Genomic DNA, 17,386 nt, shown 5'->3' on the forward strand with positions numbered 1-17,386 from the left:
TTCGCTACGCTCATTTTGGAATTTGGGATTTAAAAATTGGAATTTATGTATTCACAATTAATATACTTTTTATACAAATGCACATTCAGCCTATACAAAATAAGTACGAAAATGAAATCGTAGATTTGATTTTAAACATTCAGCAAAAAGAATTTAATGTTCCCGTTACTTTAGAAGATCAGCCGGATTTATTGGACATTGAGAACTTTTACTACAAGCCGGGCGGGATTTTTCTTGGCGCTTTTATAGACGATAAATTGGTTGGCACTATTGCATTGGTAAAATTTAATGCCGAAGCTGGAGCCATCAGAAAAATGTTCGTAAAGAAAGAATTTAGAGGAAAAGAATTTCAAATTGCCCAACAATTATTAGAGCAATTAATTGCCTACAGCAAAGAAAAAGGAATAAAAGACTTATATTTAGGAACGGTTACGTTATTGCAGGCGGCTTTGCGTTTTTATGAAAAGAATGATTTTGTAACGATTCCGAAAGAAGCACTTCCAATCGATTTTCCGTTAATGAGACCCGATAATGTTTTCTGCCATTTAAAACTAAATCAATAGAGATGAATATAATTGACGAAATCGGCATACTGGCCATATCTACGCGATTGCAGCGTCTGAGCGAACAGCTTCGCAAAGACGGTGCTTTAATTTATAAGTCTTTTGACATTGATTTTGAACCGAAATGGTTTCCTGTAATTTATACGCTACACATTAAAGAAATGCTGAGCGTTGTCGAAATTGCCAATGAAATTGGCTATAGCCATCCGTCAACAATCAGTTTATTGAAGGAATTGGAAAAGCAAAAATTAATCAGTTCTAAAAAAGACAAAGCAGACGAACGCAAAAGGCTGATCGTTTTGACGACGAAAGGAAAAGAACTTGTCGTAAAAATGCAACCTGTTTGGACGGTTATGAAAAAGACTTTAAACGAAATCACCGATAACCAGAACAACCTTTTGAAAGGCATTGAAGAAACAGAACAAAAATTGGCAACTCAAGGATTTTTTCAGCGAGCTGCAGAGCTTAAAATTTAGATTTTGTCCTTCGGCTCAGGATAAAAAATTTGTAATTTGGAATTTAATTTTTGTTTTTTAAATTCCATTATTCTTTTCCTGTAATTTTCTTTCTGTGGTTATGCCCCCACTTTGCTAGAGAATCTATCACTTCTTTTAAAGTATGGCCATATTCTGTTAATTGATATTCAACTGTTATCGGCTGTGTTTTTAGAACAGTTCGCGTAACTAATTGGTTTTCTTCAAGGTTTTTCAATTCTCTGCTCAGCATTTTTCCAGAAATGCCTTCGACTTCACGCAACAAATCAGAAAATCGTAGTGTATTAAAACAAAGTGATGCAATTATAGAGATTTTCCATCTTCCGTTTAAAATATACATCGCATCATGCACCGCCATAATTCGCTGATTGCATTGTTGAGGATCGTGTTTAGGTTCTTTTATCATGTTGTGTTAGTAGGTTACCTCGATGTTACAGTTACTTTTGGTAATCTGATGACAAAAATACACTTAAACTTTTTACCTTTGAATACAATTTTAATCAATTAGAAAAAAAATGGCCTTAATAGATGCACTAAAGTGGCGTTACGCTACAAAAAAAATGAACGGACAAGCTGTTCCGCAAGAAAAAGTAGATTATATTCTTGAAGCTGCAAAATTGGCTCCTTCATCTTCAGGATTACAGCCTTACAAGGTTTTTGTAATCACAAACAAAGAATTAAAAGAAAAACTTAGAGCGGTAAGTTTTGACCAAAGTCAAGTTACAGACGCTTCTCACGTTTTGGTTTGGGCAGCTTGGGACGGTTACAGCTTAGAAAAAATTTCTGCTGTGTTTGACCGAACAATTGCTGAAAGAGGAATTCCTGTTGATGCAATGGATGAGTACAAACAAAGACTTTGGGGAATGTACGAGCCTCTTGGACAAGAATGGCACGCTAACCATGCTGCAAAACAAGCTTATATTTCGTTTGGTGTAGCAATCGCTGCGGCTGCAGAACAGCAAGTAGATGCAACTCCAATGGAAGGTTTTATTCCTGCTGAAGTGGACAAACTTTTAGGATTGGAAGAACTTGGACTTAAAAGTGTTTTAGTTTTACCTTTAGGATACAGAGATGATTCTGGCGACTGGCTGGTAAACTTGAAAAAAGTGAGAACTCCGCACGATGAATTTATAACAGAAATCAAGTAAAATTTTTTTTTTTTTGCTTTAATAAAAATGCTTTTGAAATAGTGCAACAACACTTTTTCAGAAGCATTTTCAGTTTAAATATTTCATTTTCAAACCAATTCAAAAGAACAGAAAAAACTGATTTTTTCAGACTTATGTTATTTTTTAATATTGCTTAAAAATAGGTACGTAATGCGGATAATTAAATAATATCGTATAACTAATTTTGCTTTATCCAAAACAATTCATTCTTATTCACAACAAATTAAATTCTAAGAACTATGTCTGATTTCTTAACGCAATTTGGGGAAGACCTAAAAAAGAACGTCCCAGGTTTCATCGCAGTTTCTGTGGCTGAAATCGCTAGCGGTATGTCATACTATTCACAGTCTGCTGCTGCAGATTTTGACCCAGAATTGGCATCTGCCTACAACCTTGAAGTAGTTAAAGCAAAAATGAACGCTATTAAAGCGCTGAATTTAAATGGTCAGGTTATTGACAATATCATGATTACATTAAGTTCTCAAATTCACATTATTGATGTTTCTGACAATCAGGATTACTTTATTTACCTGGCTGTAGATTCTACAAAAGCTAATTTAGGTATGACCAAATCGATCCTAAATAAGTACAAAAAAGAAATAGTAGCTAAATTATAACACAATTTTGCCCCTTTTAAAAAGGAATATTCGCTTTTGAGTATTCCTTTTTATTTTTCTATAAATTGCTATTCGTTTCTTTTAAAATATTTTTATATTTCGAAAAGTAAATTAAGGAATTGCACCAATGGAATTACGCGCTTATTTTGAAAAATACTCTGATGAAGCCACTTGTATTGAAGAGCTCAAAAACAAACGTTTAGAAAACGGGCTTTTGTGCAGGAAATGCGGACATAATGAGCATTCTTTCCGTCAGAATGATTTGAAATTCCAATGCCGTAAGTGCGGCAGCCGTATGAGTCTCCGTTCAGGAACTGTAATGGAAAATTCCAATCTTCCTATTCGCTACTGGATGATTTGCATCGAATTGATGACGCTTTCGCACAGAAGAATATCCATACTCAAAATTCAATATTTATTAGGTCATAAACGATACGAACCAATCTGGCTAATGGCGCAGAAAATTCGTCTGGTAATGAAAATTAGAGACGAAAAATACCGCTTAAGAGCGTATTCTGAATTTGATCCCGAATTTCTACAGAAAATCGACAAGCTGACTTTGGAAAAGAAAACCAAAACTAAACATGAAAGCTGATTTAAGAGCACATATCGAAAAAAACATTCCTTTAACTGACGACGAATTTGCTTTTGTCATCTCGCATTTCAGCACCAAAAAATTCAAAAAACATCAATTTCTTATCCAGAAAGACGAAGCCGTACCGTATTCTTATTTTATAATTAGCGGTCTCGTAAAATTAGTTTTTACTGATGAATCGGGAAAAGAACATATTGTTTCTTTTGCCATGGAAGACTGGTGGGAAAGTGATTTTTATGCTTATTATACGCAAACAAAGGCCACTATGTCTCTTGAATGTCTTGAAGATACCGAAGTGCTTTGCTGTACACTCGAAGATTATAAAAAGCTATGCGATGGTTTGCAAAAAATGGAACGTTTTTTTCTGGAGAAAGCTACTTTTGGATTTTTAGGTTCGCAGCGCCGTATTATTTCCTGGCTCACTTCAAACTCAAAAGAACGATACGAACAGCTTTTAAAACAATATCCGACACTTTTTCAACGTGTATCCAAAAGTCAAATTGCCTCTTATTTGGGAGTATCGCGTGAAACTCTTAGCCGACTTTCTTCTTGATGTGATATAGATCACTTTTTATTTGTGAGGAATATCAACGGCTTAAATCGGCGATAAGTCTGAATTTTGTTTTTATAATTTTAAACAAAATAAAGATGGAAAAAAGAGTGATAAATCCGTGGAAATGGCAAGACGAACGCAGCTACGCACAGGCAGTTGAAGTAAAAAATCCAGAAGGAACATTATACGTATCTGGACAAACGGCTATAAGCGCAGAGGGAATTTCGAGCAATGAGAACATGGAATCTCAAATTATTCAAACCCTAAAAAATTTAGAACAAGTTATTACAGAAGCAGGATATGAATGCAATGGAATCGTGCGTTTAAATATTTACACCACTTCTACAGCAGAACTATGGCCTCATTTTAACATTCTACAAGACTGGATCAGTAAACATAATATTGCACAGGCTACGACATTGCTGGAAGTAAAAAGCCTTTTCGAAACCTTAAAAGTAGAATTGGAAGCAACCGTTGTAAAATAATTTGGGTTAAAATAAAAAATGCTGTACGGCTATCCTTTTGTACAGCATTTTTTATAAAATTTTCAATTTTGAAATTCCAAATCTGAAATTCCAAATTCCAAATTTTAATCCTCAATACTTCCCTATTTAAGGACTTAAGAGTAAAACTTAGGACTTAGGACTTAGGACTTAGGACTTAGGACTAAGAACTAACTACTTCTTCTTATTCTTTTTAGCTTTAGATCTTTTTGCTTTCTTTTTTGCAATTTTTTTCGCTTTCGCTTTATCTTTTGCTTTTTTCGCTTTTGCTTTCTTTTTTGCTTGCGCTTTTTGTTTTGCTTTTTTCGCTTTCTCTTTCTTTTTATCTTTTGCTTTAGCTTTTTTCTTCGCTACTTTTTTCTTTTTCTCTTCTTTTTCTTTTTCTTTCATTTTTTTATTCTTTTTAGATTTCGATTTTTCTTGGTTCTCGTCAGCTGTTTCTTCTTCAGTTTCAGATACTGTCTCCTCTCCTGCTTCAGTTTCTACAGTCTCTTCAGCGATTTCTTCTGTTGCCACTTCTTTTACTGTTGCTTTTCTTGGAGCTCTTTTAGGTTTTGATTTAGATTCTGAAGTTTCAGTTTCAGCCGATTCTGTTTCAGAAGCTGGAACGTCCTGCTGTACGTTTTCTTCGTTAGAAATAACTGGAACAGCCTCTACCTCCTGATCGATTTCATTAGTAAGCACTTCTTTTGCCATTATTCTGTTAATTTTAAGAAATTGATTAAATTTATTTTGGATTAAACTAATTTTTAATGTTATTAAATCATTAAATTAACATCAAAAAATAATAAACAAATATAGACCTAAAAAGCTATTCGCCAATGTTAAGTTTTTCATTGTTACAAAAAACAGCTTTTATTTAACTAAAAATCAAACACTTATCCAATGTTAAGTTTTTCGTTGTCATTTTTTTGAATTTTGAAACGTCTATACAGCCATTTTAAAGCAGCACAGATTTTACATAAACGACTAACAAATTGCATAATTTCGCTTTAAATTTGATAAAATGATCAACGATTTAGAATATCAGACTATAAAACCCAGCAAAAACCTTTCGGATTTTGTAGATAGTTTTTGGTGTATGGAGAATAAATCGGATCAAACATTAGAAACAATCGGTCTTCCCGACGGGCGAATCGATTTGTCTCTGATAAAAACTGCCGAAACTTCTTTTCAAATCAGACTTTTGGGTCTAGGAACACAGCAATACGAAAAAGGAACAATTCCAGCTAATAGTAAAACCTTTACCATTAGCTTTAAACTTCTTGCTGTAGAATATATTTTTCATGAAAGCATTGCCGAAATTTTAAATTCTGGGAAATTATTAGAAAATAATTTTTGGGATTTTAATGAAACTGATCTGAAAGATTTCGAATTGTTTACCGAAAAAGCTGCTGCAAAAATTCATTCCTTATTACTAAAGGAAGTCGATAATCGGAAACAAAAACTCTTTCGACTTATTTACGAAAGCAATGGTGCAATGTCCGTAAAAGAATTATCAGAACAATCGAATTGGAGCAGCCGCCAGATTAATCGCTATTTCAATCAGTATTTTGGACTTTCGCTGAAGGCGTATTGTTCAATTCTTCGTTTCCGAACTTCTTTGGAACATATTGCAAAAGGCAAACTTTTTCCAGAAGAGAATTTTTCAGATCAAACGCATTTCATTAAAGAAATCAAGAAAATATCAGGTTCGGTTCCTAAAACGCTTTTTCAAAATAAAAACGACCGATTTATACTATTATCTGCTCTTTCGTCTCAATAATTTTGCAACATAGATTTTAAACACAAAACTATGTTACTAGAAAATAAACACGTTGCCATCATTGGCGGCGGAATGGGCGGTTTACTATTAGCCCGCCTTTTGCAGCTTCAAAATATAAAGGTAAAAGTATACGAAAGAGACCTCAACGCAGACGTTCGCGTACAAGGTTCGCCTTTAGATTTACACGAAAATTCGGGTTTACTTGCTATGAGTAAAGCCGATTTATTAGACGAATTTTATAAAAATGTCCGTCCGAATGCCAGTAAAGCTCGAATTGTAGATCTAAATTTTGAATTGAAATTTGATGAGCATGCTATTATTGAAACTTCTTCTCAAGAAATTTCAAATTCAAATTCAGATTCCCTTCAAGACATTTCAAAACCTCGACCAGAAATAGACCGTTTTAATCTTCGAGCTGTTTTATTGAATTCGCTTTTGCCCGAAACCATCGTTTGGGACAGCCATTTTCTTTCTATGGAAAAAGAAAATGAAGGCTGGAGTCTGTTCTTTAACAATAAAAACAGCGTTTATGCCGATTTGGTTATTGGTGCAGACGGGGCAAATTCTAAAATTCGTCCTTATATAAGCACTCAAAAACCAATTTATTCTGGCATTACTATGATTGAAGGTACTATTTATAATGCCAAAGAAAATGCTCCAAAGCTTTTTGAATTTTCGAAAGGCGGAAAAGTTTTGGCTTTTGGAAAGGGACAAACCATTATGTACGGCACCAAAGGAGACGGTTCGCTACTATTTCTTCTCAGCAGTAAAATAACCGAAAACTGGATTTCAGAAAACAATCTGGATTTTAAAGACAATGCTCAAATTTTCGACTGGTTTAAAAAAGTGTATCAAGATTGGAGTTCAAAATGGCATGAACTTTTTGTGAGCAACGAACTGTTCTTTATACCGCGTCCGCAATATTATTTTCCCCAAAACCAAACTTGGGAAACGCAGGGAAACATAACTGTCATTGGAGATGCCGCACACCGCATGCCTCCTTTTGCTGGAAAAGGCGCTAATCTGGCGATGCTTGACGCTCTTGAACTTTCAGACTTTTTGACCAACAATCAGTTTTTGGATTTGAAAACAGCTCTTTCTCATTTTGAAAAGCGCATGCTGGAACGAGCTGCAGAAGCATTAGAAAACACCTTAAAAAATGGCGAACAGCTTCATGCCGACAATGCTTTAGAAAAACTGCTTTCTATCTTTGATAAAACAGCCAAATCTTAATCGTTTTTATTTCAATTACTTACATATTTTTATTTAAATTTACAAGAACCCGAAAAATGTTATTTAGTAATTATACACCACGATAAGTTTCACTAAACCCATTCAAACCATGAGGCATTTTCTATTCTTATTATTGTTTACAGGTTTTGTTTATTCTTCTTTCGGACAAAAAATAGCTGATTCTACTTCGAAAAAAACAAAAGACAAGAAAATTGAACTGAGAGTAATGCCTTATCTGAGTTACAACAGAAATCTCGATTTTATGTTTGGCGCCATCCCAATGATGATGTATAGGGTTAACGAAGGAGATACTATTTCGCCAAAATCATTATCAGGAATGTCGGCCATTTATACCACAAATAAATCGTATGCTTTGGCACTTTTTAATAAATGGTATTTGAATGAAGACAAATGGCGTTTGAAGTTTTTCTTTTTTACCGGAAATCAGAATTCGCAGTTTTATGTGGATGATATCGATCAGCCTGATTTTTATGATTACGGAACCAAAACTACTGTATTGGGAATTGGAGGACAGCGAAAAATCGTAGGAAAGTTCTATGGCGGACTTTCTTATACTTATGCGCATTATAATACCGTTTATGAAGATGATATTTCACCTTCTTCAATTTCGCACAGCAATGCACTAGTTTTTAACTTATTGTACGACACTAGAGATGCTGTTTATTATCCTACTATAGGTTATAAAATTAGATTGGACTGGTCTACGTATCCGAAATTTCTAGATAATCAACTGGCATCGAATAGAATTTCTTTCCAAGCGAATAAATATTTCCAAAATCGCGAAGGCAAAGATGTGATTGCGGTTCGTTTTTATGGCAAGTTTGGTCTTGGAAATGTCGCTTTTGAACAGCAAAGCACCATTGGCGGAACAGATATTCGCGGTTATTCGGAAGGAAAATACCGCGGTTCGGGATTAATGGACATTCAAGGTGAGTACCGTTACAATTTCGCCAAAAAAATGGGCTTGGTCGGATTTTTTGGAATTGCAACCATTTACGGTTCTGACACTCCGAGCTTCGATTGGAAAATGTATCCCGGCGGAGGTGTTGGTTATCGGTACAATCCTTTTAAAAAATCAAAATTTAATGTTGGCCTAGACGGTGCAGTCGGAAAAGGAGATTGGGGAGTTTATTTTAGAATTGGCGAAGCATTTTAATATAAGCTATTTGTATAATTAAGAACTTAGATCAAATAAAGTTCAATTACTTAAAAATACAAAAGCAAAATACCATCGATAAACGATTAAGTATTTTGCTTTTATCAGAAACCTAATTCAATAGGTTTTTATTGTCTTGTAACCGAGTGCGGTTTTAATTTCTCATTGTTAATTTTATCAATTTGTTCCTCAACAGAACCAGGAGAAAAAGTCGCTGGTAATTGTGATGGCGGATATTTTATGAATGTTTGCAGGAACTCAACAGAGTGAAATGTCACTTGCGCCAAAATGAAATCGTTACGCAGCACCCAGTCACTATATTGATCCGATACAATATTTGCACGTTCAAAAGGATCCATTCTTAAGTTAAACATTAATGGCACTCTATATTCTTTAAACGGTTCTCTCCAAACATCAAACCCTCCTGGCTTTGGCTGTTCTCTCATTACAATTTTCCAGTCTTTATATCGATAAGCTACTAATTGTGCATCGTCATTAAAATAAGCAAATTGGTCACGTGGGCTTTTAGCTGTTTTACCTGTGATAAAATCTAGCTGATTGAATCCGTCCAAATGAAGTGTACTATTTTTTCCTCCAATAGTAGTACCTTTTAGTAAATCTTCTTTTATAGTTGTATTTCCTGCTGCAGCCAATAAAGTTGGAAACCAATCCAAACCAGAAAATATTTCGTTGGTTACTGTTCCTGGTTTAATACGTCCAGGCCATTTTACAAATGCAGGTACGCGATACGCTCCTTCCCAATTGGTGTTTTTTTCACTTCGAAAAGGCGTACTCGCAGCGTCTGGCCAGCTAAACTGATTTGGTCCATTATCTGAAGTAAAGACAACAATAGTATTGTCTTCAATACCCATGTCTTTTAAAGCTTTCATAAGTTTGCCTACATTCATATCCATTTCTATCATTCCGTCGGCGTACTCATTATCTGGCATACCGCTTTGTCCTCTCATCGATTCTCTTACGTGCGTAAAAACATGCATACGGGTAAAATTCATCCAAGTAAAAAATGGTTTTCCTGCTTTGCTTTGTTTTTTCATCCATTCAATGCAGGCTCCAGTTGTTTCATCATCTATGGTTTCCATTCTTTTTTTGGTCAATGGCCCTGTATCTTCAATTTTTCCTCCTGCAAAACTATGCAGTACACCTCTCGGTTTATAAGTTTTACTGAAAGAAGGATCTTCATCTGGTTTTGGCCAGTTTCTCATTTCAGGTTCTTCTTCCGCATTTAAATGATATAAGTTTCCGAAAAATTCATCAAAACCATGATTAGTCGGCAAGAACTCATCTAAATCTCCCAAATGATTTTTTCCAAATTGTGCAGTTGCATATCCTTGAGGCTTTAGTGCTTCTGCAATAGTAATATCACGAGCCATTAGTCCTACAGGAGCGCCAGGAATACCTACTTTAGACATTCCGGTTCTTTTTGGAGTCTGACCAGTAATGAATGAAGAGCGTCCAGCTGTACAGCTATTTTCTGCATAATAATCTGTAAATTTTAGTCCTTCACTTGCAAGTTTATCAAGATTGGGAGTCTTATAACCGACGACGCCCTCTCCATAAGAACTGATATTGGTAATTCCAACATCATCTCCAAAAATTACGAGTATGTTTGGTTTCTTTTGCGCAGATGCATTAATGGCAAAAAGCACTAATAAATAATTGATACAGGGAAAAAATCTTCGGTTTGTCATAGTTAATCGCTTAAAAATAGTTTAACATTTATAAAAAAATCCGATTTTTTAGATCTCCTTATAAAAGTAAAAAAACTCTAATTTCCTATGCTTTCCTTTACTTTCAAACAGGTTTCAATTTATAATATGAAACAAAGTTCTTCTTAATAGCTTTTAAAAATAGAAGCTCTCAATTAACAGAATTAAACCTTTACATGCAAATATCCTACAAAATAACTTACTACAGGAGGGCTTAAGATTCCTCTAATTGTTTAATAATAAAATTTTACTAGAATTCACAAAAAGAATTATTATAATACCAATTTTTTTTTCCACCTTAAATATTGATTATTAATTACAACACAAAAAAAACTCTTATAGCATTTTTTTCATTAGTAGTGCAACAGGAATAAAAACATTTACTTGATCACCAATTTTCAATGGATTACTCCAAATTCATGTTGCATATACGTCTTTTTTGTTTCATTTTATAATATGCAACATCGAAAAAAATATTCCATAGCCATCTTTCTTTAAATTTGAGTATCCCCAAACTTTGACTAAAACCTTTAATTGCAAAATGCTTAAAACAATTTATTAATTTAAGGTGGTTAGAAATTTCCTGTGCTGCCTTTTCATTCCCAATTGCTTATGGCACATTTTTACATTTCCTGGAGAATCTACACTTTGTCTAAAAAACTGGCTTTTACTGCATTATTCATTTTTCTTGCTGCTTTTCAAGCAAATGCACAAAACTGTACAGTAAATGCTGGAGTTCTGAATGTAACCCTTTGCGAAACAGACGCTTTGGTTTTAACAGGAAACACACCTTCTCCGATAATTGGAACGGTTTTATGGACACAGATTTCTGGACCAGCGGTGGTTATCAACTCACCAAATAGTTCTTCTACAACCGTATCAGGCTACACCGGCGGAAATACTTATATTTTTAGATATAGCGCGACTTGTGGAGATGGCATTGTATCGTATCAGGATAAAGTGGTAAATGTAAAGCCTATAACGATGGCTAATGCTGGAGTAAATATTGCCAGTTGCCCAAACAGTTCGGGGACTTTAACCATATCTGCAAATGCGCCTCAAAATACTGGAGAAACGGCACATTGGGAGATTGTAGGCGCTAATGACGCGGGAGTTGTGATCAATTTTCCGAATTTGCCAACCTCAACCATCACACTTCCAGCAGTAAGATGCGGCGTGTCTACACTTCAATGGGTTATTGAAGGCCCAGAATTTGCACCAGGACAGCGCTGCAGAACAACATCTCAAATTACGGTTACCAATTATGGAGGTGTTAAACCCGTAAATGCAGGTCCTGATCAAACATTGAGCAATTGTTATACTACAACTCAAACTGCTAACCTTACTGCAACTTATGGAGGCTGTGGCTTAAACGGACAATCGGGCCAATGGACATTTGTAAGCGGGCCAAGCACTCCGACAATTAGCAATTCTAATTCTAATAACACGCAAGTTTCTAATCTTACACAAGGTACTTATACTTTTAGATGGACCGTTACTGGACCATGTGCTTCTGGCAATGACACTGTAAATATCATAGTTCCCGCGGCAACCCAAGATGTAACAACACTTCCTGGCGGTGATGAAGTGATCAATTTTTGCGACAATACTATTACACAAGCAACTCTTGTAGCGCAAACGCCATTATACGCTGGAGAAACCGTTCAATGGACTCAAGTTTCTGGAGGTGCTGGAGCTGTGATTGTTTCTCCTACTAACCCTACTACCTTGATAACCAATATTTCCAGTACTGGAGCTCCTTACAGATTTCGCTATACTTTAACCAATAGTAATACAGGGTGTATTTTTAGCAAAGATTACATTATACAATATAACGGTCCCACGCGAACCATTAGTGCTAATAATGGCGATGATATCGTAGGAAGCTGTAACGCGACTGTTTTTACTATTCCGCTTACGGTAACGGGTGCTGGGATCAATCAATATAGAATTGTGAGCGGGCCAGATAGTTCTCCTCTTGGGCCTTTTCCAACTGCTTTGCAAACCATAGGAAATTCGGTTACACTTACGCTAACCGCTTCTGGAGATTATACAGTAGAATTTATAAGAAGCGAAAATGGCTCATTAAACGTAGGTTGCGATTACGGATTTGATACTTTAAATATATTAGTTTCAGGAGATCCGACGCCATCTAATGCGGGTACAGATGTAAGTCTTCCTTGCGGAGATACGACTACTGTACTTTCTGGAGTCAGCACTGAAGAAGGAATGCACTTTTGGAGCCAGCTTTCTGGTCCAAATCAGGCAGTTATTGCAGATAATTTTGCTATAGACACACCTGTTTCCGGCCTTATTCCTGGAACCTATGTTTTTCAATATATAACAAAAGGTGGCGGAGCGACTTGCGGTTTTTCTGTTTCGACAGTTACCGTTTATGTATCGGAAACCTCATTAAGTCCGACAGATGCTGGTACAGATCAAGTAGTTTGTATAAACTCGCAGGTACCGCTTTCCGCCACTCCTCCGCAAAGCGGTGAACAAGGAGAATGGAGCCAAGTTTCGGGTCCAAATACCATTACTTTTTCTGATATTCATGATCCAAATGCGGTTGCCACCGGTTTCAGTACAGGAGCATCATCTTATGAATTGCAATGGACCATTTCGTATCTTCATCCAGGGCCTTCCTGTAGCCTTTCGGTTTCAGACACTGTAACCGTTCTTACCAATACAAGCACAGCACCATCCAACGCAGATGCAGGACCAGATACCTGCTATTCTTCTGGTGTAAATTCATTTAATTTGGCTGGAAACACACCAACTTTGCTAGAAACTGGAGAATGGACGGTAACACCTTCTGCTGGAGTTATTATCGCAGACAATACTGATCCGAATACTTTGGTTACTGTTCCTGGAAATGGTACTTATGTATTTACTTGGACTTTAAACCCATTAATACGAAACTGTTTGGCAAGTTCAAGTAGCGTATCGGTAACCATTGCAGATACTCCTCCTACTGCCGATGCAGGTCCAGATCAAGAAACTTGCGGCGATACTATTACGATGGCAGCTGTAAGCAGCGGTGGTGGTATTGGTACTTGGACAAGAATTTCTGGTGTAGGACAATACACCATTAGCGATATACATGATCCTAATGCGGTATTTACCTTTAGTTATAGCGGTTATTACATTTTTAGATGGACAGTAGATGCTAACGTCTGCGGTCAGGCATTTGATGATATTGAACTTACAGTCGGGATTCCGCCGAAACCAGCAGTAGCAGGACCCGACCAAAACGTATGTAATAGTACCAGCGTTACAATGGCCGGAAACTCTTACGATAGTTTCTTCGAATTAGGGCAATGGTCTGTACTTACCGGTGCGCCAAATCAGCCAACTATTGTTGATCCTTCAAATCCAAATACCGTAATTAACGGATTGGTTGCTGGAACGTACACCTTTAGATGGACCATCACAGCTAAAAGTATCTTTTTATGCGATGGCAGTTTTGACGACGTAACTGTTGTTGTAACCCCTACAGCCAATGCAGGAGCTGACCAATCCTATTGTGATGTAACTAGTATTCAGCTTGTTGCCAATGAAAATTCTGCAGGAACATGGACCCTTACCAGTACAACTGGAAATACTGACGATGTTCTCATTACACAGTCTCCTTCTAACAGTTATATTGCCAACGCAACTGTTGTTCCGGGCAATGATTATGTTTTTACTTATACTACAACCACAACAACTTTTCCAGATGGAAGCAATTGCCCAGGGTCTTCAGATTCTGTAAATGTTACCATTTTTGATGGTCCAAGCCTTGATCCAAACGCAGGACCAGATCAAACTTTATGTATTAATGATGTAGGCGGCACTGCTACGATGAGCGGAAATGTGCCTAATCCAGACGTGACTTCATTTGAATGGCGATTTGTTTATCAGCCTCCTGGAAGCGTAGCCGTAATTACTACTCCATCTGCCCCGCTAACAACGGTTACAAACCTGACTGTTCCTGGTCTTTATATTTTAGAATGGGTGTTTGAAAGCAATAATTGCCGTTCCCTTTCTGATATTGTCAGAATAGAAATGAATGCTCCGCCAAGCACGGCCGACGCAGGTCCTGACGATGCTGTAGCTTGCCAGACCACATACAAAACTGCTGCAGTTCCTCCTGCAGTTGGTATCGGAACTTGGACATTCTATTCACAACCTTCTGGAGCCAATGCTGTAATCGACAATCCAAATAGTCCTGTTACTACATTGTCTAATATAAATGTTTTAGGTACTTATGTCTTGACTTGGACTGTTACCAATGGCCCTTTTCCGAGTTCTTCATTATGCCAGCCATCATCTGATACAGTTTCTATAACATTTACCGATATCCCGCCATCAATTGCAAATGCAGGACCGGATCAAGAATTATGTAATGTGACTACTACCACTATGGCTGCTGAAATCGTAACTTCAGGAAATGGCGCATGGACGCAGGTTTCAGGTCCCAATACTGCTATCATCGGATCTCCAGATGAAGAAAATTCGCCTATGCTTGGCCTTATTCCGGGAACGTATGAATTTCTCTGGACAGTTACCAGTACAAATAGCTGTATATCTGAAGACTCTGTATTAGTTACCATATATGCTCCTCCATCTACTGCAAATGCAGGACCAAATCAAGTTGTGCCTCAATTTACAGCAGTTAATATGAATGCCGTAACACCAAGTGTGGGTACGGGAACTTGGACACAAATTTCTGGGCCTAGTACTGTGGGATTTGCTGACAATACTTCGCCAACTACAGCTATTGCAGGAACTGTTTCAGGAACCTATGTTTTAGAATGGACTGTAACAAATGGTAATTGTGCTGTCTCATCAGATACTATGACTCTTGTTATATTGTCTGTTGCCGATTTAGAATTAACTAAATCCGTTACGCCAGTTACAGGAAGCGCCGGGGATGTTGTAACATTTAGCTTGCAAGTTTACAATAACAACTCATTGGGAGGAACCGTAAATGCCACAGGGGTTGCGGTTCGAGATTATATTCCGACCGGTTATACTATTGTACCAGGATCTGCCAATTTTGCTGGACAGTATAATGCTGGAGATAATACGATCACTTGGAGCAATCTTACAGTTCCGAACGGCGGAACAAGAAATCTAACTTATAAGGCTACGATTCGATCAACAGGTTCTTATACCAATGTAGCCGAAGTTATTGCTTCAGACCAATATGATCCAGATAGTACTCCCAATAATCAAATTGCAACTGAAGACGATCAGGACGATGCAACGGTTATATTAGATGTAGCCGATTTATCGCTTCAAAAAACCGTATCTCCATCTACAGTTAGCATTGGCGATAATGTAATCTTCACAATTCGAGTGACAAACAGCGGACCAAATAATGCTTCAGGAATTACAGTTTCAGAACAATTGCCTTCTGGCTATACGTATGTCAGCGACAATGGCGGAGGCAAGTACAATCGAACAACAGGCGTATGGACAATAGGCAATTTAAATAACGGAAACTCGATAGCACTTCAGATTACGGCTAAAGTAAATGTATCTACAGCTGCCAATTATGTCAATACTTCTGAAATCAGAACAGCCAACCAGATCGATCCTGATAGTACACCTGGAAATGGGCTTCCTGAAGATGATATGAGCAGCGCAACGGTCAATCTGAAACTTGCCGATTTAGAACTTACAAAATCAGTTTTACCATTGTCTGCAAAAGCTGGAGATGTAGTCGATTTTACCCTAAATTTAGTTAATAATGGTCCAGGAAATGCAACAGGAGTAGCCATTCAGGATATTATCCCAGTTGGATATACGCTGCTGCCTGGTTCCGTTTCAAACGGAGGAACGTATCAAGTCGCAAATGCCGCAGTGGACTGGAAAAACCTTTCTTTGACTAATGGTGCAAACTTAAATCTTACTTTTAAAGCCACGGTAAATCCGACAGGAAGTTATCTCAATACCGCTCAAGTCACCGCAAGTGATTTATTAGATCCAGATTCGACACCAAATAATGACGACGGAGATCAGAGCGAAGATGATGAATCGAATGCGCAGATTACTTTTATTGGCCCTTCAGCCGATTTATCTTTAACAAAAAGTATAGTGGGCGGCAATACTTCACCTGTAATAGGAAGCGAAATTGCTTTTGAACTGATTGTTAGAAACGACGGTCCAAACAATGTCTCTTTGGCAGAAATTACAGATTTATTGCCTTCTGGTTATGAATTTATTAATTACAGCTCAACAGATGGCATTTATGACAATACTACAGGAATATGGAAAGTAAGTCCATTAAATAATGGAGCCTCTGCCTCTCTTATTCTTATTGTGAAAGTATTGCCGACTGGCGATTATTTCAACATTGCACAAGTTTCTGCAAGTGATCTTCCTGATCCAGATTCGACACCAAATAATGATGACGGAGATCAAAGCGAAGATGATGAGGACAACGCAACAATTACCCCAACCCAGCCGTCTGCCGATTTATCTGTAACAAAAACAGTTGATAATCCGACACCGTTGGTTGGTTCTACTGTTGTCTTTAAAATAATTGCTACAAATGATGGCCCACAAGATACTGCAAACGTCACCGTAACAGATTTACTGCCTTCTGGATATACTTTGAGCAGTTTTAATGCAACTAGCGGTACTTATGATAGTACAACTGGAGTATGGTCGTTGGATATTTTGCGTCATACAGAATCTGAAACTTTACAGTTAATAGCAACTGTAAATGCCACCGGAAATTACACAAACACAGCCGAAGTAACCAGTAGTGACACGCCAGACCCTGATTCGACCCCAAACAACGGAATACCAACAGAAGATGATTATGCTGAGGCCAGCACCACTCCTATTCCGCTTTCATCCGATTTATCATTGACTAAAACAGTCAATAACACAACTCCATTAGTTGGTTCTAGAGTTACTTTTGAAATTGCCGTAACCAACAATGGCCCTCAGAATAATCCGGGAGTTCTGGTAACAGATTTATTGCCTTCAGGATAT

The 17,386-nt window shown here is 37.1% G+C and carries 13 protein-coding genes and 1 pseudogene; 11 read left to right on the top strand and 3 right to left on the bottom strand.

Translation table 11 applies throughout. The features are described 5' to 3' along the window. Both ACWA1F_RS23765 and ACWA1F_RS23770 read left to right on the top strand, forming a co-directional pair. Positions 1 to 563: GNAT family N-acetyltransferase (locus tag ACWA1F_RS23765; RefSeq protein WP_456897499.1), on the top strand; the 563-nt coding region annotated here is incomplete at its 5' end. A 2-nt stretch (positions 564 to 565) separates the two neighbouring features. Continuing rightward, a complete protein-coding gene (locus tag ACWA1F_RS23770; protein ID WP_456897501.1) occupies positions 566 to 1,039 on the top strand; it encodes a MarR family winged helix-turn-helix transcriptional regulator in 474 nt (157 codons plus the stop codon). Between the two features lie 67 nt (positions 1,040 to 1,106). Here ACWA1F_RS23770 and ACWA1F_RS23775 read toward each other — a convergent pair whose 3' ends face one another. Next, entirely contained in the window at positions 1,107 to 1,463 is a 357-nt protein-coding gene (locus tag ACWA1F_RS23775) for a winged helix-turn-helix transcriptional regulator (protein ID WP_306160175.1), read from the bottom strand. A 109-nt stretch (positions 1,464 to 1,572) separates the two neighbouring features. On the opposite strand from ACWA1F_RS23775, the gene ACWA1F_RS23780 reads away from it, so the two are divergent. The 5 genes and pseudogenes from ACWA1F_RS23780 (at position 1,573) to ACWA1F_RS23800 (ending at position 4,476) form a co-directional block, all read left to right on the top strand. Next, positions 1,573 to 2,205, top strand: coding sequence for a nitroreductase family protein (locus tag ACWA1F_RS23780; protein WP_456897504.1), 633 nt, complete (start codon positions 1,573 to 1,575; stop codon positions 2,203 to 2,205). Between the two features lie 260 nt (positions 2,206 to 2,465). Continuing rightward, complete coding sequence (locus ACWA1F_RS23785) at positions 2,466 to 2,843, top strand: hypothetical protein (RefSeq protein ID WP_306160171.1); 378 nt, start codon at positions 2,466 to 2,468, stop codon at positions 2,841 to 2,843. Positions 2,844 to 2,970: 127 nt separating this feature from the next. Continuing rightward, positions 2,971 to 3,429 (top strand): annotated as a pseudogene (locus tag ACWA1F_RS23790) (transposase); the annotation flags it as partial. Then, on the top strand, positions 3,428 to 3,991 hold the full coding sequence (locus ACWA1F_RS23795; protein ID WP_456897506.1) for a Crp/Fnr family transcriptional regulator: 564 nt from the start codon (positions 3,428 to 3,430) through the stop codon (positions 3,989 to 3,991). The pseudogene ACWA1F_RS23790 and the gene ACWA1F_RS23795, both read left to right, overlap by 2 nt. 95 nt (positions 3,992 to 4,086) lie before the next feature. Beyond that, entirely contained in the window at positions 4,087 to 4,476 is a 390-nt protein-coding gene (locus ACWA1F_RS23800; protein ID WP_456897508.1) for a RidA family protein, read from the top strand. 192 nt (positions 4,477 to 4,668) lie between these two features. Here ACWA1F_RS23800 and ACWA1F_RS23805 read toward each other — a convergent pair whose 3' ends face one another. Next, positions 4,669 to 5,190 carry a hypothetical protein gene (locus ACWA1F_RS23805; RefSeq protein WP_456897510.1) on the bottom strand — a complete coding sequence of 174 codons (522 nt, stop codon included), beginning with the start codon at positions 5,188 to 5,190 and terminating at the stop codon, positions 4,669 to 4,671. Positions 5,191 to 5,500: 310 nt separating this feature from the next. On the opposite strand from ACWA1F_RS23805, the gene ACWA1F_RS23810 reads away from it, so the two are divergent. The 3 genes from ACWA1F_RS23810 to ACWA1F_RS23820 all read left to right on the top strand — a co-directional run bounded on the left by ACWA1F_RS23810 (position 5,501) and on the right by ACWA1F_RS23820 (position 8,669). Further along, on the top strand, positions 5,501 to 6,259 hold the full coding sequence (locus ACWA1F_RS23810) for a DUF6597 domain-containing transcriptional factor (RefSeq protein WP_456897512.1): 759 nt from the start codon (positions 5,501 to 5,503) through the stop codon (positions 6,257 to 6,259). A gap of 30 nt (positions 6,260 to 6,289) precedes the next feature. Then, positions 6,290 to 7,492: an FAD-dependent oxidoreductase gene (locus ACWA1F_RS23815; protein WP_456897514.1), complete on the top strand. Its 1,203-nt coding sequence runs from the start codon at positions 6,290 to 6,292 to the stop codon at positions 7,490 to 7,492. Positions 7,493 to 7,601: 109 nt separating this feature from the next. Then, positions 7,602 to 8,669, top strand: a complete 1,068-nt coding sequence (locus tag ACWA1F_RS23820) for a BamA/TamA family outer membrane protein (protein ID WP_456897516.1) — start codon at positions 7,602 to 7,604, stop codon at positions 8,667 to 8,669. A 128-nt stretch (positions 8,670 to 8,797) separates the two neighbouring features. Here ACWA1F_RS23820 and ACWA1F_RS23825 read toward each other — a convergent pair whose 3' ends face one another. Then, on the bottom strand, positions 8,798 to 10,378 hold the full coding sequence (locus ACWA1F_RS23825; protein WP_456897518.1) for an arylsulfatase: 1,581 nt from the start codon (positions 10,376 to 10,378) through the stop codon (positions 8,798 to 8,800). Positions 10,379 to 11,008: 630 nt separating this feature from the next. Here ACWA1F_RS23825 and ACWA1F_RS23830 point away from each other — a divergent pair. Then, positions 11,009 to 17,386, top strand: a 6,378-nt coding sequence (locus ACWA1F_RS23830) for a PKD domain-containing protein (RefSeq protein ID WP_456897520.1), incomplete at its 3' end; no start/stop codon positions are given.

This window comes from Flavobacterium erigeronis, from assembly GCF_054075165.1.